Consider the following 23583-nt stretch of genomic DNA (forward strand, 5'->3'; position numbering starts at 1 on the left):
AGTGCTTTTAACGTCTATTGTATAATGGCAAATTGAGGCTTACTTTGCTGGAAGTCCCCATCGATTGGCCTCAGGTTTAGTATCACTAGCAAAAAATACTAGCAATACTATAGTGCCTATTAACGGGATAAGCGATATCAGCAGCCACCATCCTGAACGGCTGGTATCATGCAACCTACGTAGTCCAACTGCAATACTAGGTAGAAATAAGCCAAACGCTACCAACATATAAAACAAGCCAGTTTCTGAATTGAAGATTATTGCATCTAAGACCATCGCAATAATCATTAGAATAAATTGAGCAAGTGTGAAGTACCAAAATTCCTTACGACGTGCTCGACCAGAGAAATTTATATAATTTCTTAATCCTTTTTTGAACCAATCAGCTATATTATAATTATTTTCAATCATATTTTTATTTTTCATAGGTCTTCCATTAGTGGCGTCTAAAGGTGAAAACAAAAGAACTTTAGTTTGAATATAAGACATATAAACGTATTTCTTAGTAAGTCTTACACATTGTTAGACATTATTATTCAATAAAAGTTTGCAAAATTTATCACTATATTTTAAGCTTAGCAATGAAAAAACCCTGCATCATTACGATACGGGGTTTTTTCATTCTAAAAAATTAAACTTCATTCAGCTCAAAACTTAGGTCAATTGAGCAACGTTAATTTTATCCGCTTCTTCAGTGTACTCTTCCATACGGTCGAAGTTCATGTATTGATACACTTCATCGCCCATACTGTTGAGCATGCCAGCATACTGCTGATACTCGTCGTTGGTTGGCAATTTACCCAATACCGCAGCGACGGCAGCAAGCTCAGCTGAAGCTAGATATACGTCTGCGCCTTGACCCAAACGGTTCGGGAAGTTACGGGTTGAAGTCGATACCGCCGTAGAATTCGGGGCGATACGTGCTTGGTTACCCATACATAGTGAACAACCTGGCATCTCAGTACGAGCGCCGGCTTGTGCATATATGTTGTAGTAGCCCTCTTCCATCAACTGACGCGCATCCATCTTAGTTGGTGGCGCAATCCATAGACGAGTTTTTAAGCTACCTGCTGGTACTTCTTGTAGCAGTTTACCTGCCGCACGGAAGTGACCGATGTTGGTCATGCACGAACCAATGAATACTTCATCAATGGCATTCCCTGCCACGTCTGACAGTGTTTTGGCATCATCAGGATCGTTCGGGCAGCAAAGGATAGGCTCTTTGATCTCGCTCATATCGATGACCATATCAATGGTGTATTCAGCATCGTCATCAGCGCGCATGAGGCTTGGATTTGCTAACCATTCTTGCATCGCTTCAATACGGCGGCTGATAGTACGCGCATCGCCATAACCTTCTGAAATCATCCATTTAAGCAAGGTAACGTTCGAGGTCAAATATTCAGTGATTGATGCTTCTGATAAAGCAATAGTACAACCCGCGGCACTACGTTCAGCTGAGGCATCAGACAGCTCAAAGGCTTGCTCAAGCGTTAAGTCGTCAAGACCTTCAATCTCAAGGATACGGCCGTTGAATTCGTTAATTTTACCTTTTTTATCAACCGTCAATAAGCCATCTTTGATCGCTTGGTACGGAATCGCATGAACCAAGTCACGTAAGGTAATACCGGCTTGACGCTCGCCGACGAAGCGAACACGGACAGACTCAGGCATATCAAGTGGCATTACCCCAGTTGCAGCTGCGAATGCAACGAGACCAGAACCGGCTGGGAACGAGATACCCATTGGGAAACGGGTATGCGAGTCACCACCAGTACCAACGGTATCTGGAAGTAGCATACGGTTCAACCATGAGTGAATAATACCATCACCTGGACGTAAGCTGACACCGCCACGGTTCATGATAAAGTCAGGTAGCGTGTGCTGAGTCTCGATGTCCACAGGCTTAGGATAAGCAGCCGTATGACAGAATGATTGCAATACTAAATCGGTCTGAAAACCTAAACAAGCCAAGTCTTTAAGCTCATCACGAGTCATCGGACCCGTAGTATCTTGGCTACCGACAGTGGTCATTTTTGGTTCGCAATACATACCAGCACGAACGCCTTCTAGACCACAAGCTTTACCAACCATTTTTTGCGCCAAAGTGAAGCCTTTACCAGTATCAACTGGCTCTTCTGGCTTAGCAAAAATGTCTGAATGCTCAAGACCCATATATTCACGAGCACGATTGGTCAAACCACGACCAACGATTAGCGGAATACGGCCACCGGCACGTACTTCATCCAGTAACGTTGGTGAGTTTAGCTTAAACGTTGACAATACGTCATCAGAATCATGCTTAGTAATTTTGCCATCGTGTGGATAGATGTCGAACACATCGCCCATCTCTAGATTGTCAACGTTGACGCCATCGATAGGTAGTGCGCCTGAATCTTCCATAGTATTAAAGAAAATTGGGGCGATATTGTTACCAAGAACCAGACCACCGCCACGTTTGTTAGGGACGTTAGGAATGTCATCACCCATCAGCCATAATACTGAGTTAGTCGCTGATTTACGGCTAGAGCCAGTGCCGACTACGTCACCAACATAAGCAAGCTGATGGCCTTTTTCTTTTAGCGCTTCAACCTGTTTCATCGGACCAATAACACCCTCTTCGTCAGCGGTGATACCGTCGCGAGAGTTTTTGTGCATGGCTAATGAATGTAATGGGATATCAGGACGGCTCCAAGCATCTTGCGCCGGTGACAAGTCATCGGTGTTGGTTTCGCCAGTGACTTTAAAGGTCGTATAGGTTGATTTCTTTGGTACTGCAGCGCGATTCAAGAACCACTCAGCGTCCGCCCAAGATTGAATCACTTCTTTAGCGATGTCATTGCCCGCTTCTGCTTTTTCAGTGACGTCATGGAAGGCATCAAAAACCAATAAGGTTTTTTTCAAAGCTTCGGCAGCGTCTTGCGCCAGTTCTTTGTCATCTAATGCAGCAACTAATGATTCAACGTTGTAACCACCTTGCATGGTGCCTAAAATCTCAATGGCTTTTTTCTTACTGACTAGTGAAGAAGTTGCTTCACCTTTAACGATAGCGGCTAAAAACGCGGCTTTAACGTAAGCGGCTTGGTCAACACCGGCAGGAATTCGGTTTTCCAACAAGTTCATTAAGAACGCATCTTCGCCTGCTGGTGGGTTTTTTAATAGCTCAACTAAGTCTGCTACTTGCTTCTCATTAAGTGGAAGCGGTACTGTTCCTTGCTCGGCACGTTCTGCGACATGTTTACGATAAGCTTCTAACACAATAGTCGTCCTCGTTAGTTGGGTCATCAGTACATCACGTGAGTAGTCAGAATGACTGCCTGCATCGATGTACGACATTGAATAATTATCCCTACAATATAGCTTAAAACGGCCAAAATGTTAAGAAGCAAACCGAAATCTCCTCCCCATAACCAACATTTATTAGAAAAATGGGAGGTATTTTTCTTTAGGTTACTTATAGCATTACTCATCATTAGATTCAGTTAATTTAACTGTATTTTCGTGCCGATTTTCTGTTAGATTAGACCATGTACACCATATAAGGTTCTGTCCTCAAAATAGCGCACCTTTGTACTCATTCGTTGTCTTTTTATCACAAATCGTGCTAACGCCCACCCTCATGTGGGCAACTTGTATCCTTACACCAGTGTGCACCACGTCAGTACATTATATGTTTGGCATCACTTGCGTTTGTTACTAATACAAAGATGAAAAATAATATAAGGTTTGCTATAATCAGCGTATAAAATATTACCGTTCACTCTCCTTGAATAATAAACAGAACCCTTATTTAATAAAGGCTTAGGTATTTCATAAAAGCTTAAAGTTATAAGGGTTTAGGATCAGTTTATGAGCTCATTAGCCGTACAAACGCACGTTCCTGCTGCTAGAATCAAGCCGAAAAAAGCCATCCAAGGCGAAAAACTACGTGGCTATGACAAAGTAGCGCGTATCCCGATTAAAGTGATTCCGACCATCGAGGCTAAGAAAAAGCCAGATTGGATTCGGGTCAAAATGTCATCACCTGCCGAAGTAGCGCGTATCAAAGCCACCTTGCGTGAGCAAAAGCTCTATACAGTCTGCGAAGAAGCGGCCTGCCCGAACTTGCCACAATGCTTCGCTGATGGTACGGCCACCTTTATGATTATGGGCGATATTTGTACCCGCCGTTGTCCGTTCTGTGATGTGGGACATGGTCGCCCTAACAATCTCGATGCCGATGAACCGCGCCATACTGCTGAAACTATTTTAGGCTTACAGCTGAAGTATGCCGTTATCACCTCAGTCGATCGCGATGATCTCAAAGATGGCGGCGCTGCTCATTTTGTTGAAGTGCTTGATGAAGCAAGAGCGCTCAGCCCCAATTGCCTAATCGAAATCTTGGTTCCTGATTTCCGTGGTCGTATGGAAGTGGCATTAGACTTGTTGAGCGAAACCGCGCCAGATGTCTTTAACCATAATATCGAGACCGTACCACGTCTGTACAAAGCATTCCGTCCCGGTTCTGATTATCAGCATTCGTTAGATTTGCTTAGAATTTATAAAGAACGTCGTCCTGATATTCCCACCAAATGTGGCTTTATGGTCGGACTTGGTGAGACCGAAGAAGAAATCTATGCCTTACTTGATGACTTAAAAGCAAATAATGTCGACATGATTACAGTTGGGCAGTATCTACAGCCCAGTAAAGACCATGTACCTGTCGATCGCTATGTCCATCCGGATGAGTTCCAGCGCTATATGGACTATGGCAAAAAGATTGGCTTCTTTAGCATTTGGGCAGGCCCAATGGTACGTTCAAGCTACTTTGCTGATCGTCAGTACTATGGCGAAGATTGCCCAGCACCAATACGCAGTAAAAAAGCCTTAGAAGCGGAAGGTAAGCTTGGCTGTTAGTATTCGATTGATTACGCTAGGGGCTGTTTAGAATTCACAAATAGGCTCTGCTAATAGCTAAAATTGATCTAGTCTAAGTAAAAAGCGCAGATAATGCTTATTGCCTTAGCTAGATTTTTACAACGAATAGGGCAATTTTAGCATCAGCCCAGCTTTAATTTAATATTATTGGGACAGGACTCTTTTTTGCCGCTGCTGTGTTAAAGCTTATCCGCTTAGAATGACTAAACTAGATAAGCTCTGTCGTATATCGACTAAAAAATAGTCTCTGTCAGAGCCATGGTCGAATTCTAAACAGCCCCTATTTATAAACAAAAAGGAGACCTATTATGGGTCTCCTTTTTTATGGCCGTTTCATTGTTACTTCAATCTTTTCTTTATGCAGCGAGTGTCATTGTGCTAAATAACTGAAAAATCAATAACTAATAATTACCACCCTTACTGAAAGCTATTACACTAGTAAGCTAAGATAGTGCTATATTTTGAAACTTAGATTTACAAATAATAAATAATGACACTCTCTTATTAAGGACTGACCGATGAGCAGCGCATTTATCCCACAGGAAGCCTCTTGCTCCTGTTATAGCAATACTTATACTATCAATAATAAACCTATTGGCCGCTTTATCTGCCACTGTACTATTTGCCAAGAATTCACTGGCCAAGCTTATAATGATGTGACGGTTTTGCTCAAGTCGGATGTGAGTGAGTTAAAGCTAATTAATACCAAATTTCGCCGCTGGAAACTCCCGCCGAATATTAATCGCGGGCTTTGTACTCGCTGCAATAAACCCAGTATAGTAATGGCTGTGGGCGGGAATCTCATATTAGTACCTACGGCAAATTACCCTGATGGTGCCGCTCTGCCTGAACCTACCATGCATTTATTTTATAATCGCCGCGTCGAGGATATGGACGATGACTTGCCCAAGTACAAGGGCTTTGTGCAAAGTCAGGCGATGATGGTTAAAGTGCTTGCTCAAGGTAGGTATAAAAGAGTCGCTAAGCGCTAGTGGCTATTTTTAAATATGTTTAGAACTTAAAAAGCACTCTCTAAAAAGAGGTCTATTGAGACCTCTGTTCTTTTGATTAAAATCAAGTTAACTTATGGTCAATGCTAAATAAAAACGAGATAAACAACACTAATGATTGTTTATCTCGTTCGTTTTGACTTGAGATTCATGGCTCTTAAACGCTACGACTCCTAAACGGTTGAGGAGGTCGATACGGACTTACTGGCTCTAACATTTAGCACAGCAATTCCTAGTACAATAACCCCACCTACTAAACCGGTCATAAGCTCAGGATAGATGAGCAGTAACGCACCAATTGCTAATATTGCACGCGTCAGGGAGTTCATACTTCCTTTGAAATAGCCCTCTAACGCTGCACTTAGTGCAATAACACCAGTAACAGATGTCAATACCACAGTGACTATGTCAATAATAGGCGGTATTGGGTAATCTTTAGCCGTTACTGCCAGACCAGTAGGATCTATCATCAACATGGCAGGATTATAGATAAACATAAACGGCACGATAAATCCGGCTAAAGCTAATTTTAGTGCCAAATATCCGGTTTTCATCGGATCACCGCCTGAGATACCAGCGCCCGCGAAAGCTGCTAGACAAACCGGCGGAGTAATATTGGCAAAGACTCCAAAGTAGAACACAAACATATGCGCTGACAAGATAGGAATATTAAATCCTGCTAAGGCTGGCGCAGCCATGGTCGCGGTGATGATATACGCAGGAATTGACGGCAACCCCATTCCCAAGACCATCGACGCTAGCATGGTTAAGATTAACGTGAGAAACAATGACCCTGCCCCTAACGTCACAATTGCAGAGGTCATCACCGTACCAAAGCTGGTCAGGCTTACCACCCCAATGATAATACCAACTACCGCACAGGCTGCCATCACCGCTAGTGACTGGCGAGCACCCTCTTCTAAAGCGCCCAGAATATCAGCAAATCCCATGCGCGTCTCCGCTCGTAGCAGACTAACCACCACTGTGAACCCAATGGTATAGGCAGCCGCATAACCTACTGGTACATTTTTGATTAATAAAAATATCAAAAATACAATTGGCAATAGCATATGGCCGCGCGCTTTTAATACCTCTTTTACCTGTGGGAGACTCTCTTTGGCAATGCCTTTTAAGTCGCGACGTCCGGCACGAAAATGAACCTGTGCGATAACCCCCAGATAATACAGTACCGCGGGTAACAAGGCCGCCAAAGCGATAGTGCTATAAGGTAACCCTGTGGTCTCTGCCATAATAAAAGCACTAGCACCCATAATGGGCGGTAAAATTTGACCGCCGACCGAGGCACTGGCTTCTACCGCGCCAGCAAAATCTTTATGATAACCGACCTTTTTCATCAAAGGGATAGTAAACGCTCCGGTACTGACCACGTTTGATAAGGCTGAACCATTGATACTGCCCATAAAACCGCTTGAGATTACAGCCACCTTGGCCGGGCCGCCTTTTTTATCACCTGCCAGCGCTAATGCCAAGTCATTAAATAACTGTCCCATTCCAGAACGCGCCAAAAATGCCCCAAACAAAATAAACAAAAAGATAAACGTAACTGACGCCCCAATCGCAACGGAGTATAGCCCTTCAGTTTTCAAAAATAACTGACCAAAAATATCACCAAAATCATACGGTCGAGTGAGCAGCCGGTCAGGCATAAAGTCTAAATGACTTACGAATGGATAGAGCAAAAATATTGACGCCAATATAGGCAATATCCAGCCAGTGATGCGCCGACTGCCTTCAAGCACACAGATTACGGTGATGATAGAGAATATCACATCAGTCTGATTTGCCATTCCGCCGCGAGAGGTTGCGATATCTTGGTATTCATATATTAGATAGGTCATCCCCGTTAAGGACAGCAAAAACCAAATCCAGTCATACCAAGCCACCTGCTTGCGACTGCTTTTTTTACTCGCTGGAAAGATTAAGAAAATCAGCGCAAAGCCAACCCCTAAATGCACCGCCCGTTGGAGCAACGCTGGCATGGGATTGAAGGTGACATACAAATGATAGAGCGAATATAAAATGCAAATCCCAGCAATAAAATATTTTACTGGTCCTTGAGTAATATGACGGGTAATTGACTCTCGGTCGTATTTTTCCAATATCGCTTGAGTGACGTTAGGATCAGGCTCAATATCCGAATGAGCGTTCGGCTGTTTTGACAAGTCAGGGTCATCGCTAGACATAAGAGGCGCGCTACTGTGATTCGTCGCTTTGGAGTTCATGACAAAAGTCCTTATTCAATCTATCAATTATACTATACGCTTTGGGCGTAATAGTTACTTCAGAGTAATCTGGTACCCATTGATGAATCAAAATCCGATGGTCAGAATAATCAATTTCACCTTGAGTGAGCCTCGATACTACCCAGTTGAGATGGGGCAGTCTCTCATTGATTTGATACCCTATATAGCCAGGCTTTTTTACTTTAGCAACGGCTTCGGTTGACGGAGTGCCCGCACCAAAAGCTTCAAAGTAAGTCGTGGTCAGCAGTAACCCATCGCTTTCACGAAGATACTGCTCCTCCCACCATTGTTTTTCCACAGAATGAATCCAGCGCAACTCGAAGTTGGGTTCGACGAAATAACATACCTTTTCATCAACCCGCACTTCGATTACTGACTCACGTGTAGAAACCACCCATAGCAGAAAAAAAACTAGCGCAACAATGACTGTTGCGCTAGATATTAACCACAAGCGTTTATTTGGCGGCTTGTTCATCATAGTATCTTTTGGCTCCAGGATGGATAGGCGCTACCATGCCTTTCTGTGCGGTATCTAAACTGATATCGGCGGCCGCTTGGTGAGCATTTCTCAAACCCTCTAAATTATCAAATAAAGTTTTGGTCAGTTTATAACCATCCCCCTCAGATAGCTCAGAGCGTACTAATAATGCATTCATGATTGCCGCGGTTGGAACCGCGGTTTCATTACCATAAGTGCCCGCAGGAATCTCAAAGGTTTTGAAGTAAGGTTTTGTTTTAATAAGCTCTTTAAGCTTGTCTTGATTGATACTTACCACTTGCAAGTCTAAGCCCTGCTCTAACTCCAATAACGATGAGTTTGGTAGCCCACTACTAAAAAATGCAGCGTCAATTTTGCCCGCTTTCATCGCATCAGCAGCATCAGCAAAGCCTAAATAGTCTACCTCAACATCATCATAAGTCATTCCAAACCCTTCTAATAATGTTCGGGCATTGACCTCGGTCCCAGAACCTAAATCGCCAACCGCAAAGCGCTTGCCTCTTAAGTCTTCAATATTTTTAATTCCAGAGCCTTTGGTGGACACTAGCTGAACCACATTGGGGTACAATACGGCAATCTGTTGAATATTGGTTATCGGCGCATCAAAGTTGTTTTTACCTTCAACCGCATCAGTGACGACATCACTAAGAGCCAGTACCATATCAACTTTGCCTAGTGTCAATAAATTGACGTTTTCTACTGAGGCGCCTGTGGTTTGAGTCTTTGAGTTGACGTCAAAGGTTTTGGCATAGATTTCTGCTAATGAGGTGCCAATGATATTATAAGGGCCTGATGCACCGCCTGTAGCGATAGTTACAAACTCGGCATCAAGTTTATCAGCAGCAGCTGGAGCAGCGGCGTCAGTAGCGGTAGTGTCACTGCTTTCTGAGCTTGGAGATGAGCAGGCAGTGAATGCCAAACTAGACACAATCATTGCTAAGATTAAAGATACTTTAGTAGTAGACTTCATTGTTTTCTTCCTTGATAAAATAAAGCAAACATCACATTATTGTAGTAATAAATCTGTATTGCATTAAAACCTTAATTGAACACAGGGACTTTTCATGTAAATATATTTTACCATTTACGCAATAAAAAATTTTCAATCGAGACGTGCGTTAGTAAGTACTACCTTACTATTCGTCGTCGTGACTGATTAACAATGCTTGGCTAACAGTTACATAATTACAAGTTCCGCTAGACGAAACACAGTTTCATGATATAACCATTTAAACAGAATATAGGTACACTGTAAACCTTTATCCGACCATAAATAGTAATTCTATTTTTAATTATTAAATGTTTGGAGATTAATATGACATCACCTCTGACCCAAGACACCATGCAAATATCTGCTTATACTGCAATTATTGGCGGCAGCGGTCTGTATCAAATGCAAGCCTTAACCAATAAACGCAGCGTTACTATACAGACGCCATATGGCAATCCGTCTGATGATATTGTGCTTGGTGATCTAGATGGTGTAACGGTAGCCTTCTTAACGCGACATGGGCAAGGCCATAGGCTGACCCCGTCTGAAGTGCCTTATCGCGCTAATATTTATGCGCTAAAAACCTTAGGTGTGCGCTATATTGTCTCGGTATCAGCAGTAGGATCATTACAAGAAGCGCTTAAACCTTTAGATATGGTCGTTCCGGATCAAATAATTGATATGACTAAGCAGCGAGTGAGTACATTCTTCGGAGATGGCGCGGTTGCTCATGTGTCAATGGCCGATCCACTGTGTCCTGTTCTAGCAGATATTCTAATGCGTGCTTATAGTGAAGCGAATATTAATGAGGGAACATGTCATCCAAAGGCGACCTACGTCTGTATTGAAGGGCCACAGTTCTCAACTCGTGCGGAATCAAATTGGTATCGCCAGATGCAGGCAGATATTATCGGTATGACCAATATGCCCGAAGCCAAATTAGCGCGTGAAGCCAGTATTGCCTATGCAACCTTAGCATTGGTAACGGACTTTGACTGTTGGCATCCTAATGAGGAAGCTGTTAGTGCAGATTATGCTATAAAAAACCTGATGAAGAATGCTGAAAATGCTCAGCAAGTGATCAAGCAAGCGGTGGCGTTAATTGCAGCTGAGCAACCCGAATCAATCGCTCATAACGCCCTAGCACAGGCATTGGTCACCCCTATTGAAGCGATGGATGAACAGACTAAGACAAGGCTTGCGGCATTATTATCGTAGATTATCCGTATTAATTATTGTGTATCACTAGCGATCGCATGACCATCAAGCCAGCCCGAAGGCAAATGCTGTAAATCATCTGGGTCATCAATATCATGCAGTGGCTCCAATATTGCAAGCGTCCAGCCTAGTGCTGCAATACGTTGCTGGGTCACTGCGGCTACGCTATCAACACTCCATGTAATATTTGAGAATAAACTCTCATCAGCGTGCTTGAATCCAAGCAACACATAGCCACCATCTGAAGCAGGAATCATTACGACATCGTGCTGATCTAATTGATGCACTGCTGCTTGAATGCGTTGTGCCGTTAAGCTGGGACAATCGGTACCAACTAATACTATCTTTTGATACTGATTTAACGCCTGCTGACTGGCAGTGAGTAAGCGCACACCTAAGTCGCCTTCAGCTTGAGCTGTCCACTGCAGCGTCCTAGGTAAATCAAGTACTTGCCAGCAGGGATTAGCAGGCACAGGACTGACGCATAACTCAACCACATAATCGGTAGCTACTGCTTGCTCAACACTATGTAATAGTAGCTTTTGGGCCATACGCGCTGCACCATTACTGCCAAGTGCGGGTTGCAGACGAGTCTTCGCCATATTTTGGGCCGGATATTTAGCAAAGATAATAATGCAGGTATTTTTTTTGTGGGTATCCGTTTTGCAGGTGTCTGTTTTGACGGTCTGTTGGCTTATTTGCACTATGGACGTTGCTATTTCCTTCATCATACTTAAAGATGACGCCCGCAACCTGTCGAACTCTTTCAGCCATTCCGCCCAAATTACTCGCGTCATCAACTCGATCTCCGTTTGCATCCAGCCAAGGGTGTGTTTGATCAGCTGGTTATCCGCCATTAACGCCGCCGGGTCGCCCGCACGGCGGCCACTCACCGCACCGGCTTTGGGTTCAGTAGCGCCGTACACCACTCGGCTGATGCGGCTGTGGACAATCGCGCCCACGCACATGGTGCACGGTTCCAGTGTAACGTAAAGCGTGGCGCCGCTTAACCGGTAATTGTTCAGGTAGGCCGCGGCCTGGCGCAAGGCGCAGATTTCGGCGTGGGCGGTAGGGTCGCAACTGCTAATGGGCTTGTTAAAACCCGCACCCATTTCCTGGCCGTCAACCACGACGACCGCCTCTACCGGCACCTCGCCCAGAGCGGCTGCCTGCTCCGCCAACGCCAGGGCGCGGTTCATCCAGTGCTCGTCGTGCGCGGGTGGCGATGTCAGTGGTTCTTTCATTTACAGGCGATTTCTAATGATTATGGCGCTGCCGGGAAGTACTCATGTTGACTTTTTCCCTCCGTGAACGAAGGGGATTCTAAGAGCCATTACAGCCCAAAGACCAGGGCGGCTTGCGCCGTGACCAGGAAATGTCCATACGCTGCCACAGGTCTTGCATGCATTTTCCTTAGCGCTAATAATCCTTCAGAAAGGCAATAATATATTATTACTATGATTAAGATCGGCATGATTATGAATTCGCGAACACACATTAACCATTAACCGACGCCAACAGCGAGTCAGCGGATTGTTCGATGATAGTAAAAATGCCAGAAAGCCCCTCTTAGCTCTACTCACACCGATTCTTTTCAATGACTTCCTGACAAATCTGCCTGGACTTTTTATCAGGTAATGCTTTTTATTGGCACAGAATCCTGCTACTGTTAGCGCCCAGCCCTTCACGGAGAAATCAGTTGGCGCTCTTGAATTTCGTAATCGACCGGTCGGACCAGATCTGGCTCGCGTCCTGGCAACATTTATCACTCGTGGTGCAATCCCTGACATTAGCAGGCGCACTGTCATTGATTCTCGCCTTTCTCGTTTATAACAGCCAAAAATTGAGCGCGGTGGCAAATGGACTGTCTGCGGTGGGGCTAACCATTCCCTCTTTTGCGTTGATAGGCCTTCTTATTGCTCCGCTCGGGTTTGGCGTGACACCGTCAATGGTGGTTGTTACCTTTTTTGCCGTACTGCCAATTTTGCGCAATGCGATTGTCGGGCTCAACGGTGTCGACAAAGCCATTGTCGAATCGGCACGTGGCATTGGTATTGGCCGTATCCGCACGATGCTGACCATCGAACTTCCGCTGGCGTGGCCAATCATTCTCACCGGCGTCAGAATTTCAGCCCAAATGACCATGGGTATTGCTGCCGTGACCGCCTACGCTTTGGGCCCCGGGCTTGGGAGTTTTATCTTCTCCGGGCTGTCACGGCTGGGTGGGGCAAATTCACTCGAGGCCGTTGTGGTCGGTGTGGTCGGTGTTATCTTATTGGCTTTCATTTTAGATCTTCTTCTTGTCGGCATCGGCCGCCTAACTATCTCGCGAGGTATTCGTGTCAGCAACTAACACTACACAGAGCAACGATCAGGCCTCACGTACCATCCTGCTCGACAAGGTAACCAAGCACTACCCGGGGCAATTGAAATCCGCCGTTGACGGCCTTACGCTGGAAATACCCGCCGGCAAGATCGTGATGCTGGTTGGTCCCTCGGGGTGTGGCAAAACAACGACGCTAAAGATGATCAATCGGCTTATTGAGCCAACGTCAGGTCGCATTATGCTGGGGGACGAAGACGTCACCGATCTGGACGGCGACAAACTCAGACGGCGAATGGGTTACGTGATCCAGGCCGGCGGCCTGTTTCCGCATATGACAGTGGCCGCGAACATCGCGATTGTCCCGAAAATGCTGGGCTGGTCGAAAGATGCGATTTCCAAGCGGATCGATGAACTGCTGGATCTGGTATCGCTTGACCCTGCGCTCTACCGCGATCGTTACCCGAAAGAGCTGTCCGGCGGCCAGCAGCAGCGGGTTGGCGTGGCCCGTGCGCTGGCAGCAGACCCCCCGGTGCTGCTGATGGATGAGCCGTTTGGAGCCGTCGACCCGATCACACGACAGCGCTTGCAGGACGAGCTAATCCGAATTCAGGAAGAGGTGCAAAAAACGATCGTTTTTGTCACCCACGACTTCGACGAAGCGGTAAAACTGGGTGACTGGATTGTGATCTTTGGTGAGGGCGGGCAGATCGTACAATATGACAGCCCGGAACGAATTCTGGCACAGCCGGCAAATGATTTTGTTGCAGACTTTATAGGCGCGGGTGCGGGGCTCAAGCAGCTGACGCTGGCCCGGGTGCGAGACGTGCAGCTTGACGACGCCGTTACTGCTTCGCCCGGTGAAAAAGGCGCGGATGTGCTGGCGCGCATGCAGCAGACCAATCACGATTATGTCGTCATTATTGATGGCCGGAGTCGCCCTATAAGCTGGCTATCGCGGCGCCAACTGTCGCGTATCGACACCATCGGGCAATCGGAAAGCCCCGATCTACCACTGGTGGCAGAAGGGTCTACGCTGAACGATGCACTCGACGCCATGCTGGCCTCCAGGCTTGGCGCCGCATTGGTTACCAACCGCAGCAAAGCTCTGGTTGGGGTGATCACGTTCGATATTGTCATGAAGTCCATAAACCAACTACGCGCTGATGTGCAAACCGCCGATGACGAGTCACCCGCTGGCACCAATACCGACTCCCCGGAAGTCGCAGAGGTGCCAAATGATTGATACTCCACGCAACAAGGTGGCAGCCAGCGACGCGAGCGGCACAACCGGGCGCAGCCTGATTATTCAACTCGTTGCAATCCTGCTGGCTCTGGCCGCTTTTGCCATCTGGCTGGCGACGGCGAATCTGTCTTCAACGGAACGGGCCACTCTTAATCCTTCCGCTTTACTGGCCTATACCGGCGAGCACCTGGCGCTGACGTTTGTTTCGATCATTATTGTTCTGACGATCACTATCCCGCTGGGAATTCTGCTGACGCGGCGACCGTTCGTGCGCGCCAGCGGCACCATTCTGGCCATCGCCAATTTTGGCCAGGCGGCGCCGATCATCGGATTGGTGGTGCTGCTTGCGTTTTGGCTCGGATTCACATTCTGGACGGCTGTGGTCGCCCTGGTTGCCTACGCCGCACTGCCCGTGCTGAGAAACACCATGATCGGCATTCAGAGCGTGGATGCCCAGCTGGTTGAAGCGGGCCGGGGCATGGGCATGAGTGCAACGTCGGTGTTGCTGCGCGTTGAATTGCCACTCGCAGTGCCGGTAATGCTGTCCGGTATCCGCACCGCCCTTGTATTGGTAGTAGGCTCAGCAACACTTGCAACATTCATTGGTGCCGGCGGCCTGGGGCTTCTGATCACCACCGGTGTGAACCTGTTCCTACCCAGCGTACTGGTGTCAGGTGCCCTGCTCGTCGCACTACTTGCCCTGTTCATCGACTGGTTTGGCCGTGTTTTTGAACACTATGCCCGCCCAAAAGGACTTTAAGTTATGACCGTTCGCCATCACACTCACGCCATACGCCTTAGCACCTTTACCGGTGCCGGACTCGCGGCAGCGCTGTCGCTTGCCGGATGCGGCCTGGAGCCGGCAGGCTCCTTCGTGCCCGCTGCCGCACCCGGTTCAATACAAGCCATTGAAGGCCTGCCCGCCAGCGCAACTATTACCATTACTTCCAAGAACTACACCGAAGCGCTAATCCTCGGCAAAATGGCGGTACTTGCGGCAAAAGTGGCCGGCTTTGAAGTTACCGATATGTCGAATGTACCGGGCAGTGTGGCTGTGCGCGAGCTGATGCTCAACGGCGATGTCGATTTTGTCTGGGATTATACCGGAACAGGCTGGCTGGCCTATCTCGGCAACGAAGCAGGCATACCGGGTGAGCGCCCGCAGTACGAGGCGGTTCGCGACGCCGACCTAAAAAATGGCATAACCTGGCTGGAGCCCGCAGAACTTAACAACACCTACGCCTTTGCCGTAAAAGCCAGCGCGGTGTCTGAACTTAATGGCATCACCAAGCTATCAGAAATTAAAGACCTACCGCTGAGCGAGCGCTCGTTTTGCGTGGAGTCGGAATTCAATTCGCGGCAGGATGGCTTCAAACCCATGCTGGAAGAATACAACCTGACGCTAGGTGGCGCAGACGGTGTGAACCCGTCCAATGTCAAAATTCTCGACACCGGCACCATCTACGAGGCCACCGCTCGCGGTGCGTGTAACTTTGGTGAGGTGTTCGCCACAGACGGTCGTATCGTAGCGCTTGATCTAGTAGTTTTGGAGGATGACAGAGCCTTCTTCCCCGCCTACAACGTGGCCCCGGTGGTGCGCAGCGAAACCCTAAAAAAATACCCGCAACTGCAACAAATCTTTGCCCAGATTTCCTCGAAGCTGACAAATTCGCAGCAGCAGACACTCAACTCCCGAGTTGATGTTGATGGCGAGGAGCCTGCCTTTGTGGCCTTCGACTGGATGCAGGCAGAAGGCCTGATCACTGCGCCTGTGAAGTAAATTCGACGTACATTTAATACCTTGAGCATCACATTTCTTCCTGAATCGCCGAGAATGTTGCCGATCAATACCGGGGAAATAGGGTAGATCAAGGCGGTAAAGATAGTCATGTCGCCATTGAGCACCAGAGTGAAAATTTCGTTTGACCCGGCAATCACATGGGTAAAACCACCCGCCGCGATTAGCCAGGTGAACATGATGATCACCAGTACTTTAGATCCTTTTGCAGACGGCAGCATCCACACCATGGCCGCTATAAAAAAGCCCGAGGGAATACCTCGCAAAAATGTCTCGGTTGGCGTCAGCGTTGCCAGGTGGCGCGATATCTCAATGATTTCTAAAGGGTGTCTGTTCGCGGGATTCACGATCCTTTGCTTTCTTTTCGGAGGAGGAGTTCCGATTGGCTTTCGCGTCACTCATTCCGCTGTCCTTTGGCCGTTCAGAAAAGCTTGTTTTACGGCAATATTTCGTCTGACGGAAAGTTGGCTTCAGTGACTATAATAACCTAGATTCTGCCGCTCAATCAGGCGGCATAACTGATGATGTCGGACTGGAGTTGGCGACGTGATCAGCCCCTTTTCTATTTTTCTAACAAACATTGTCTTTTTAATTATTATAACGCCGTTTTAATGTCTCAGATGATACCCCACGCCAATAGTCAAAGCGCAAATGCCACATTAAAAAAATCGTCCGCCACGTGCCATATTGCTGCCAACGCCGTGCTGAGGTCGTTACTTTACTCTTTAAACAAGCAGGCTTAGTCATAATTTTAAGACGTTTGCACAGCTCAATATCTTCCATTAGGGGTTGATTGGGGTAACCGTCAATTTGTTCGAATAATGACTTTTTAATAAAAATTGCTTGATCACCAGTAGCAATTCCCGTCAAGCGTGAACGCGCATTCATCATTCCACTCACTATCCATAGCATAGGATTGCAGCTGTCTAAGCGCACATCAAAGCGCCCCCAATCTGCCTGCAACAACGCTTGAGTAATCTTATTCATAGCGAGTTTGGATAGCTGGGTGTCAGCATGCAAGAATAACAATACATCACCAGTCGCTTGTGCCGCACCTGTATTCATCTGTATAGCACGACCGGCGGCAGACTTAATAACCTGCCACTCAATAGCGGACTGCATATTATCAACCAAACTATCAATGAGCGACTTAGCATCAGTGACCGATGTATCGGTTGAGCCGCCATCGACCAATATCACTTGATACGGCGAAGGATTGAGAGTAGCCACGCGCGTAATCAGTTGAGAGAGGTGGTCCGCTTCGTTTAATAACGGGATGACAATAGAGACGGCAACCGGTTTAGGCGGTACCGTATGAGCTGACGTCTGCTTTGATTTATTGTCATTGCTGGGTTTATATCCGCTTGGCTTATCCTCGCTTAACAATGCTCGAGCAACTCGTAGCACTGTTTTAACGCTACGAGCTAAAGCTACTGCTTGGGTCAAAGGCGTTGCAAGCACTCTCATTGCTCTTTTAATCATGAGTGTACTGACGTATATTTTTTGCTCACAAATAGAATTAACGGATGGCTCACATTACCCTCATTTTTTATTTAAGCGCCAGTCATAATCGGTATAGCTAATATCTATTTTGCCTTGTTTTAACGCTGCGGCTTGGGTTTTATTTAATCCCAATGATTGGCTATAACGTCCCAAAAACCCTTCTAAGTTATTACTGCCACGCCAGTTGGTGGCAAAGTCTTCTTTGTACCATTTAAAGAGTGGCGATATCTCCAACGTATTGCCTTTAACACGGTTGCGACTGTTATCTGCTAAGAATTTAGCAGTAACTTGCTCCAACTGTTTGTCCAAACGCTTGCCTGTAAAGGCATCATCTTGTAGTGCCGGACAGCCAATACTCGCGCAGTTGACCGCAAAATGAATACGTGGATCGTTGTAGCGCTTTGAGCCACGAATCAGATTGTGCTCAACGTCATCCAGCGAGCGAGTCTTACCGAAAATTGGAATGAAATCTTGCTTCCATGGCGAGCTAAACAGCGACCCGATGTCTTTGATTGACTTGATATTCGGATACTTGGTCAGGACTAATTCCACCGTGCGCGCGTTATAAACGTTGATTAAAAATGCCAATTGATCATTCTTATTCCAACGATCAAATTCAGACTGACTCACCTTACTAGTAGCGTTAAGATAACTTGTTAGCTGCGATTTATCTGCTTGCATGCCCGCATAATCAACCACTGACGCTTTACCGCCATTGATCATAGTAACGTGCTGATCTAACAAGCTATCCCAACTTTGGTGGCTAAAGTCTGCATAGACTGCGACACTAGGCAGTAGCATAGCTACTGCGATAAGAGGTTTTAACATCGAAAAGTTAAATACTGACATCGGGTTAGCTCCGTCTAAAACAGTGGTATTTTTCCACCCATTTTAATAAGGTTTGCGGGGCATGAGCACGTTTCCACTCGCCCGCAGCGGCTTTATTGGCCTCACTCATGGTTGGATAGCTGTGTATGGTACCTAGAATTTTATTCAGTCCAAGACCGTGTTTCATGGCGAGTACGTATTCAGCAAGTAATTCTCCTGCATGATTGCCTACGATAGTCACGCCTAAGATTTTATCTTTTTTGGGAACGGTTAAAACCTTGACCCACCCTGTGGTTTGGCTGTCAGTAATGGCTCGATCAAGCTCAGCAATATCATAGCGCGTCACTTCAAATTCGATACCTTGTTCGCATGCTTCTTGTTCATTGATACCGACTCGAGCAATTTCAGGGTCAATGAAAGTTACCCAAGGAATCACTCGATAGTCGGCTTTAAATTTTTTAAAGGTGCCAAACAGCGCATTCACTGCGGCGTACCATGCTTGATGTGAGGCCACATGGGTAAACTGATAAGGGCCTGCGACATCACCTGCGGCCAAAATATTAGGGTATTTGGTTTCGAGATAATCGTTGGTTACGACGGTGCCTTCGGTATCAATACCTAGGTTCTCAAGTCCGTACCCTGTCATGCGCGCACTGCGGCCGACAGCGATAATCAAGGTATCAAATTCAAGCACAGTTTCAGTACCTTCATACGCTACTACTATGCGTTGACTGCCCTCTATACGTTCACAGCGCACCGCATCATGCTCGAGCATTACTTGCACGCCATCTGCTTCTAGACAAGTTTTGGTATAGTCTGAGACCTCTTGATCTTCTTTTTTGAGCAGACGTGATCCGCGCTCTACTTGAAATACGTTAGACCCAAGACGAGCAAAGGCTTGCGACAGCTCGCAACCTATTGGTCCGCCACCAATAATAACCAAGCGTTTAGGCGGTGCTTGTTGTTTACTCAGCACTTCCCACAGGGTGTCACTGGTCAGATAGTCAACGCTCTCAAGCCCTGCTATCGGCGGTATGAATGGCTTACTTCCGGCCGCAACCACAATACTTTTCGTGGTTAAACGTTGAGTCTTACCCTTATCATCAGCAATCTCAACCGTCCATGGGTCAATGATAGTGGCATAACCCTTAATAACGTCGACACCCAGATCTGTATAACGCTCGACACTATCATGTGGCTCAATCGTAGCAATAATACGATGAATCCGCGCCATGACAGATCTAAAATCATAGTTGACGTCTACGTTTTGCAAACCATAATCGGTAGCATGACGCATATTATGGGCAACTTTAGCACTTTTTATCAGTGCTTTACTGGGTACGCAGCCATAGTTGAGACAATCGCCGCCCATTTTATGAGCTTCTACTAAAGTGACTTTTGCTTTGACAGCGGCTGCAATATAAGACGAGACTAGACCCGCTGCGCCCGCGCCAATTACTACCATATTGCGATCAAAGGAAGATGGCTTATTCCAATCCTTATAGACCTGACGCCCTTTGTACCAGTCGAGGATTTTTTTGGCAATGAGTGGAAATACAGCTAACAAGGCAAACGAACCCAGCAACGCCGGTGAGATAATATCTTTTAGACTGTCAATTTGCGCCAGTTGCACGCCAGCATTAACATACACAAAAGTGCCCGCCAGCATACCGATTTGGCTTACCCAATAATACGTCCACGCCTTAATCGTAGTTAGACCCATTAATATATTAACAATAAAGAACGGAAATAACGGCAGCAAACGCAGGGTGAATAAATAAAATCCACCGTCTTTTTCCATACCTTGATTAATATTTTTTAATTTGCTGGCGAATTTGTTTTGGAAGCTCTCGCGAAGTAGATAGCGCGCAGCGAGAAAAGCAAACAACGCCCCAATACTGGACGCAAATGAGGCCAGTAGCAGTCCCCACCATAGGCCGAACAGCGCTCCTGCCAGCAAAGTCATTAATGCAGCCCCCGGCAATGAGAATGCCGCGATGACCACATAGGTTAAGAAAAATACCCCGCCCACTAACAGTGGCGCGTCATCACGCCATTGGTAGAACTGACTTAAACGTGCTTGAATCCCTTCGAGGGTCAATAAATCATTCAATCCAAAAAAGAAAAATCCAGCGACGACTAATGCAATAGCAAGGACAATTAATACTTTTTTCATACGCTGTCGCTTATATTTTGAGTATCATTAAATGTAACGTTACAAATGCACTGTTAATGTAAAGTTTAACTAATCAATACTACCTTATTATGTATACATTGTTGTAGTTAATAATCGCATTTTGGTTCGTTATTCCATATTAGCACTGGCTTTGATATTTGTATTGTCTCTATTGGGAATACTGCTATTAGCAATATTTTAACTGGCATTACCCTTGATGCTATTTTACAAAACCCTCGTCGATGTAGCGTTTTAAATACCACAGCCAACGACCCTGCAAGCTAATTCTGCCCCAACTGGCAATGGCATACCTGTCGCCGCAGGACAATAAGTATAAGGTGCGCGTTCTGGGCTGATATTTTTTTAGTGATTTACTTATCAGTGACTTACTTGGCACTGAATTACTTGGCGTTGATTCTCCTACCAGCGACTTCCCCGCTAAATAGGTTAGCAAATTATCAGCCTCCACAGCGCCGCCAAATACTGCATGAACCCCTGAATGCTCCACCTTTTGATCTACTCGCGTCGCCACATCACCCACTGCAAATACATTGGGATGGGAGACGCTTTGCTGGGTGGCATTAACGGCTACAAACCCATTATCTACCGTTTCTAAATCAGTGCACTCTGTCCATGCTGCACCCGTGACCCCAGTAGCAGCAATAACCGAATCCATCGGCAATGACTCTTGCGATGAACCACGTAAGGTAAGCAGTTGACCTGCGCTATACCCTGTCGCTCGCGCATGAATCATGGTAATACCGTGGCGCTTGAGCTGACTGATAACACAACGCTTGAAGCGCTGATGGAATCCAGACAACAAATTCTCACCACAGACCAGATATACTTGGTGCTTGGGATTAATTCTCTTTAATGCGACTTGCGCTGCCATAACCAATTCGGTCGCGGCCGCCCCAGCCCCAACGATAGCCAGTCGATAATTTGATGATTGTTGAGCATCTAGGAGAATTGCCTGCCAACGATCTATAAATACTGATAGCGGTCTAATAGCAATAACGGCGGCGGTAGTAGCATTGCTGGTATTGGTGCTGATATTGGTGTTGGGTATGGCTTTAGCTGTCGCCGCTTCGTTTAACCAGTGCATATCGGTATCTGCACCAGTATTTAGCGACAGCACATTGTAGTCGAAGCGCTCATTTTTAATAGTCGTTACAGTGCAAGACGCGGCGTCTACTTTAACTATTGGCTGCTGAATAAATCGCACACCTGCCTGTTCACAGAGTAACTTAACATCAATACTGATATCATCTAGATCATAATGTCCAGCCATCCAACCAGGTAACATTCCCGAATAGATAGACTGCGGCTGTTCGGTAATTAGAGTAACTTCAATATTCGTAGTAGCAGCGTCCGCTAAGTGCTCGGTGCGGAGCCGACGCAATAGGCCAATATGGGCATGACCTGCGCCCACTAATAACAATTTTTTTATAGGCGCTTCTGACTTTACAGGCACTTCTAACATAGACAAGGGTTTCATAGGCATTTCAAAAATTAGCTCTATTATTTAGTGATATATCCTAATAATACAATGGAGTCGGTAGATAAAGGCACAAGCTTAATCGAAATTAAAACATAAGTTAAAAGAATTTGAGGTGTGACTGTTGTACGATGACAATAATTCAAAAATAATATAAATCAGCAAATAATATTGACCCCATAAAGCTTTGTAGTTAGATTGGGTACAACCACGACTTATCTGATGGCAGCTTTATTCTGAATAAGTCTCATAATATATAACAAGCCGTCCATTTTTAAACTTTTACCCATTTAAGGAACCGCTTATGAGTACCGCTAACTCCATTACTTCTTCTGACCAGACACATTATCTGCATCACCAGTTTTTTGAGCCAAAAGACGCAAAAGCTGTACCTAAGAATGTGAAAGCCACCTTGCTCATTGTCCACGGAATGTCAGAACACAGCGGTCGATATGCTGACTTTGCACAGTTTTTAGCTGACAATGGCATCGCAGTCGCCACCTATGATCAGCTCGGACACGGACAAACGATTAAAACACCGGATGAGCTGGGATTCTTTGGTAATGAACATCCAGTACAGTCGTTATTAAAAGATGTGATTATCATGGCGGATAGCTTGAAGACACGTCATCCTGATGTGCCACACTTTATTATGGGTCATTCCATGGGTTCCTTCATTGTGCGCACGGTACTCAAGCATCATGCTCAAGATTACAAAGGTGCTATCCTTATGGGCACAGCAGATACCAACCCCTTAGTTAAAGTCCTGCTGCCACTGAATAAATTCTTAGCAAAAGCGGCGCCTAAAAAGCAAAATACCCTGCTTGCTACTGTGATGAATAAAATGCTCAATAGTAAGCTTGATAATCGTATATCCTCCTCCCAGTTTGCCTGGATCAGCGAAAATCCTGCTAATATTGAGGCTTATGAGGCCGACCCATTAGCGGGCTTTGAATTTACTAATAACGGTTTTATGACGTTGTTTACGCTGATGCAAACTGGACTTAATAAGGGCTGGGCGACGACTATCAACAAAGACTTTCCGATGCTGTTTGTGAGTGGTAAAAATGATCCAATAGGCGATAGGGGTAAAGGGATTCAAAATGTCGTCAACCGCTTAACGAAACAAAAATTTACCAAGGTGACGGTACAACTCTATCCCAACATGCGCCATGAGCCCTTGCATGAGGAGCACAACAGTCTGGTCTATCAGGATATTTTGGACTGGATACGCACCTCAAGTACTTAATGTCTAACACTTAAAACAATTGTTAAAACAACCATAGTGCTGATGAGTCATTACGTGGTTTGC

At 46.1% G+C, this 23583-nt stretch carries 18 protein-coding genes and 2 pseudogenes; 8 read left to right on the top strand and 12 right to left on the bottom strand.

The window, feature by feature from the left end:
• Positions 1-39 precede the first annotated feature (39 nt).
• Both U1P77_RS06910 and acnB read right to left on the bottom strand, forming a co-directional pair.
• Positions 40-426, bottom strand: a complete 387-nt coding sequence (locus tag U1P77_RS06910; RefSeq protein ID WP_321154318.1) for a DUF805 domain-containing protein — start codon at positions 424-426, stop codon at positions 40-42.
• 228 nt (positions 427-654) lie between these two features.
• Entirely contained in the window at positions 655-3258 is a 2604-nt protein-coding gene (gene acnB / locus U1P77_RS06915) for a bifunctional aconitate hydratase 2/2-methylisocitrate dehydratase (protein ID WP_321156648.1), read from the bottom strand.
• Between the two features lie 591 nt (positions 3259-3849).
• Here acnB and lipA point away from each other — a divergent pair.
• Both lipA and U1P77_RS06925 read left to right on the top strand, forming a co-directional pair.
• Entirely contained in the window at positions 3850-4896 is a 1047-nt protein-coding gene (gene lipA / locus U1P77_RS06920; RefSeq protein ID WP_321154319.1) for a lipoyl synthase, read from the top strand.
• Positions 4897-5435: 539 nt separating this feature from the next.
• Complete coding sequence (locus U1P77_RS06925) at positions 5436-5909, top strand: GFA family protein (protein WP_321154320.1); 474 nt, start codon at positions 5436-5438, stop codon at positions 5907-5909.
• A 191-nt stretch (positions 5910-6100) separates the two neighbouring features.
• Here the strand turns inward: U1P77_RS06925 and U1P77_RS06930 are convergent, their stop codons facing one another.
• From U1P77_RS06930 to U1P77_RS06940, 3 genes are read right to left on the bottom strand one after another with little or no spacing between them, the layout of a single operon-like run.
• Positions 6101-8170, bottom strand: coding sequence for a TRAP transporter permease (locus U1P77_RS06930; protein ID WP_321154321.1), 2070 nt, complete (start codon positions 8168-8170; stop codon positions 6101-6103).
• Positions 8142-8666 carry a DUF1850 domain-containing protein gene (locus tag U1P77_RS06935; protein ID WP_321154322.1) on the bottom strand — a complete coding sequence of 175 codons (525 nt, stop codon included), beginning with the start codon at positions 8664-8666 and terminating at the stop codon, positions 8142-8144. Before U1P77_RS06935 ends, U1P77_RS06930 begins: the two co-directional genes overlap by 29 nt.
• The gene (locus U1P77_RS06940) at positions 8647-9660 is read right to left on the bottom strand and encodes a TAXI family TRAP transporter solute-binding subunit (protein ID WP_321154323.1); all 1014 of its coding nucleotides are present in this window, start codon (positions 9658-9660) and stop codon (positions 8647-8649) included. Before U1P77_RS06940 ends, U1P77_RS06935 begins: the two co-directional genes overlap by 20 nt.
• Before the next feature lie 345 nt (positions 9661-10005).
• On the opposite strand from U1P77_RS06940, the gene mtnP reads away from it, so the two are divergent.
• Entirely contained in the window at positions 10006-10899 is an 894-nt protein-coding gene (gene mtnP, locus U1P77_RS06945) for an S-methyl-5'-thioadenosine phosphorylase (RefSeq protein WP_321154324.1), read from the top strand.
• A gap of 14 nt (positions 10900-10913) precedes the next feature.
• On the opposite strand, the gene U1P77_RS06950 is transcribed toward mtnP, so the two are convergent.
• Positions 10914-11756: a TIGR04282 family arsenosugar biosynthesis glycosyltransferase gene (locus tag U1P77_RS06950; protein ID WP_321156649.1), complete on the bottom strand. Its 843-nt coding sequence runs from the start codon at positions 11754-11756 to the stop codon at positions 10914-10916.
• Between the two features lie 24 nt (positions 11757-11780).
• Positions 11781-12143, bottom strand: a pseudogene (gene tadA / locus U1P77_RS06955) (tRNA adenosine(34) deaminase TadA); the annotation flags it as partial.
• 455 nt (positions 12144-12598) lie between these two features.
• On the opposite strand from tadA, the gene U1P77_RS06960 reads away from it, so the two are divergent.
• From U1P77_RS06960 to U1P77_RS06975, 4 genes are read left to right on the top strand one after another with little or no spacing between them, the layout of a single operon-like run.
• Positions 12599-13252, top strand: a complete 654-nt coding sequence (locus U1P77_RS06960) for an ABC transporter permease (protein ID WP_321154325.1) — start codon at positions 12599-12601, stop codon at positions 13250-13252.
• Complete coding sequence (locus tag U1P77_RS06965) at positions 13239-14468, top strand: ATP-binding cassette domain-containing protein (protein ID WP_321154326.1); 1230 nt, start codon at positions 13239-13241, stop codon at positions 14466-14468. Before U1P77_RS06960 ends, U1P77_RS06965 begins: the two co-directional genes overlap by 14 nt.
• On the top strand, positions 14461-15228 hold the full coding sequence (locus U1P77_RS06970) for an ABC transporter permease (protein ID WP_321154327.1): 768 nt from the start codon (positions 14461-14463) through the stop codon (positions 15226-15228). The genes U1P77_RS06965 and U1P77_RS06970 overlap by 8 nt, the downstream gene beginning before the upstream one ends.
• Before the next feature lie 3 nt (positions 15229-15231).
• On the top strand, positions 15232-16248 hold the full coding sequence (locus U1P77_RS06975; protein ID WP_321154328.1) for a glycine betaine ABC transporter substrate-binding protein: 1017 nt from the start codon (positions 15232-15234) through the stop codon (positions 16246-16248).
• Between the two features lie 107 nt (positions 16249-16355).
• Here the strand turns inward: U1P77_RS06975 and U1P77_RS13555 are convergent.
• The 5 genes and pseudogenes from U1P77_RS13555 to U1P77_RS07000 form a co-directional block, all read right to left on the bottom strand.
• Positions 16356-16664, bottom strand: a pseudogene (locus tag U1P77_RS13555) (formate/nitrite transporter family protein); the annotation flags it as partial.
• 190 nt (positions 16665-16854) lie between these two features.
• The gene (locus U1P77_RS06985; RefSeq protein ID WP_321154330.1) at positions 16855-17727 is read right to left on the bottom strand and encodes a TIGR04283 family arsenosugar biosynthesis glycosyltransferase; all 873 of its coding nucleotides are present in this window, start codon (positions 17725-17727) and stop codon (positions 16855-16857) included.
• An 81-nt stretch (positions 17728-17808) separates the two neighbouring features.
• Positions 17809-18618, bottom strand: a complete 810-nt coding sequence (locus U1P77_RS06990) for a DUF547 domain-containing protein (RefSeq protein ID WP_321154331.1) — start codon at positions 18616-18618, stop codon at positions 17809-17811.
• A 4-nt stretch (positions 18619-18622) separates the two neighbouring features.
• Positions 18623-20773 carry a dihydrolipoyl dehydrogenase family protein gene (locus U1P77_RS06995; protein ID WP_321154332.1) on the bottom strand — a complete coding sequence of 717 codons (2151 nt, stop codon included), beginning with the start codon at positions 20771-20773 and terminating at the stop codon, positions 18623-18625.
• A 220-nt stretch (positions 20774-20993) separates the two neighbouring features.
• Positions 20994-22271: an FAD-dependent oxidoreductase gene (locus tag U1P77_RS07000; RefSeq protein WP_321154333.1), complete on the bottom strand. Its 1278-nt coding sequence runs from the start codon at positions 22269-22271 to the stop codon at positions 20994-20996.
• A 304-nt stretch (positions 22272-22575) separates the two neighbouring features.
• On the opposite strand from U1P77_RS07000, the gene U1P77_RS07005 reads away from it, so the two are divergent.
• The gene (locus U1P77_RS07005) at positions 22576-23520 is read left to right on the top strand and encodes an alpha/beta fold hydrolase (RefSeq protein ID WP_321154334.1); all 945 of its coding nucleotides are present in this window, start codon (positions 22576-22578) and stop codon (positions 23518-23520) included.
• Positions 23521-23583 lie beyond the last annotated feature (63 nt).

The organism is Psychrobacter sp. LV10R520-6 (genome assembly GCF_900182925.1).
In the GTDB taxonomy this organism is placed as follows: domain Bacteria; phylum Pseudomonadota; class Gammaproteobacteria; order Pseudomonadales; family Moraxellaceae; genus Psychrobacter.

Coding starts and splice junctions, on each gene's coding strand:
- U1P77_RS06910 (WP_321154318.1), bottom strand. CDS start 426: ATGAAAAATAAAAATATGATTGAAAATAATTATAATATAGCTGATTGG.
- lipA (WP_321154319.1), top strand. CDS start 3,850: ATGAGCTCATTAGCCGTACAAACGCACGTTCCTGCTGCTAGAATCAAG.
- U1P77_RS06925 (WP_321154320.1), top strand. CDS start 5,436: ATGAGCAGCGCATTTATCCCACAGGAAGCCTCTTGCTCCTGTTATAGC.
- U1P77_RS06930 (WP_321154321.1), bottom strand. CDS start 8,170: ATGAACTCCAAAGCGACGAATCACAGTAGCGCGCCTCTTATGTCTAGC.
- U1P77_RS06935 (WP_321154322.1), bottom strand. CDS start 8,666: ATGAACAAGCCGCCAAATAAACGCTTGTGGTTAATATCTAGCGCAACA.
- U1P77_RS06940 (WP_321154323.1), bottom strand. CDS start 9,660: ATGAAGTCTACTACTAAAGTATCTTTAATCTTAGCAATGATTGTGTCT.
- mtnP (WP_321154324.1), top strand. CDS start 10,006: ATGACATCACCTCTGACCCAAGACACCATGCAAATATCTGCTTATACT.
- U1P77_RS06950 (WP_321156649.1), bottom strand. CDS start 11,756: ATGGCGGATAACCAGCTGATCAAACACACCCTTGGCTGGATGCAAACG.
- U1P77_RS06970 (WP_321154327.1), top strand. CDS start 14,461: ATGATTGATACTCCACGCAACAAGGTGGCAGCCAGCGACGCGAGCGGC.
- U1P77_RS06975 (WP_321154328.1), top strand. CDS start 15,232: ATGACCGTTCGCCATCACACTCACGCCATACGCCTTAGCACCTTTACC.
- U1P77_RS06990 (WP_321154331.1), bottom strand. CDS start 18,618: ATGTCAGTATTTAACTTTTCGATGTTAAAACCTCTTATCGCAGTAGCT.
- U1P77_RS06995 (WP_321154332.1), bottom strand. CDS start 20,773: ATGAAAAAAGTATTAATTGTCCTTGCTATTGCATTAGTCGTCGCTGGA.
- U1P77_RS07000 (WP_321154333.1), bottom strand. CDS start 22,271: ATGAAACCCTTGTCTATGTTAGAAGTGCCTGTAAAGTCAGAAGCGCCT.
- U1P77_RS07005 (WP_321154334.1), top strand. CDS start 22,576: ATGAGTACCGCTAACTCCATTACTTCTTCTGACCAGACACATTATCTG.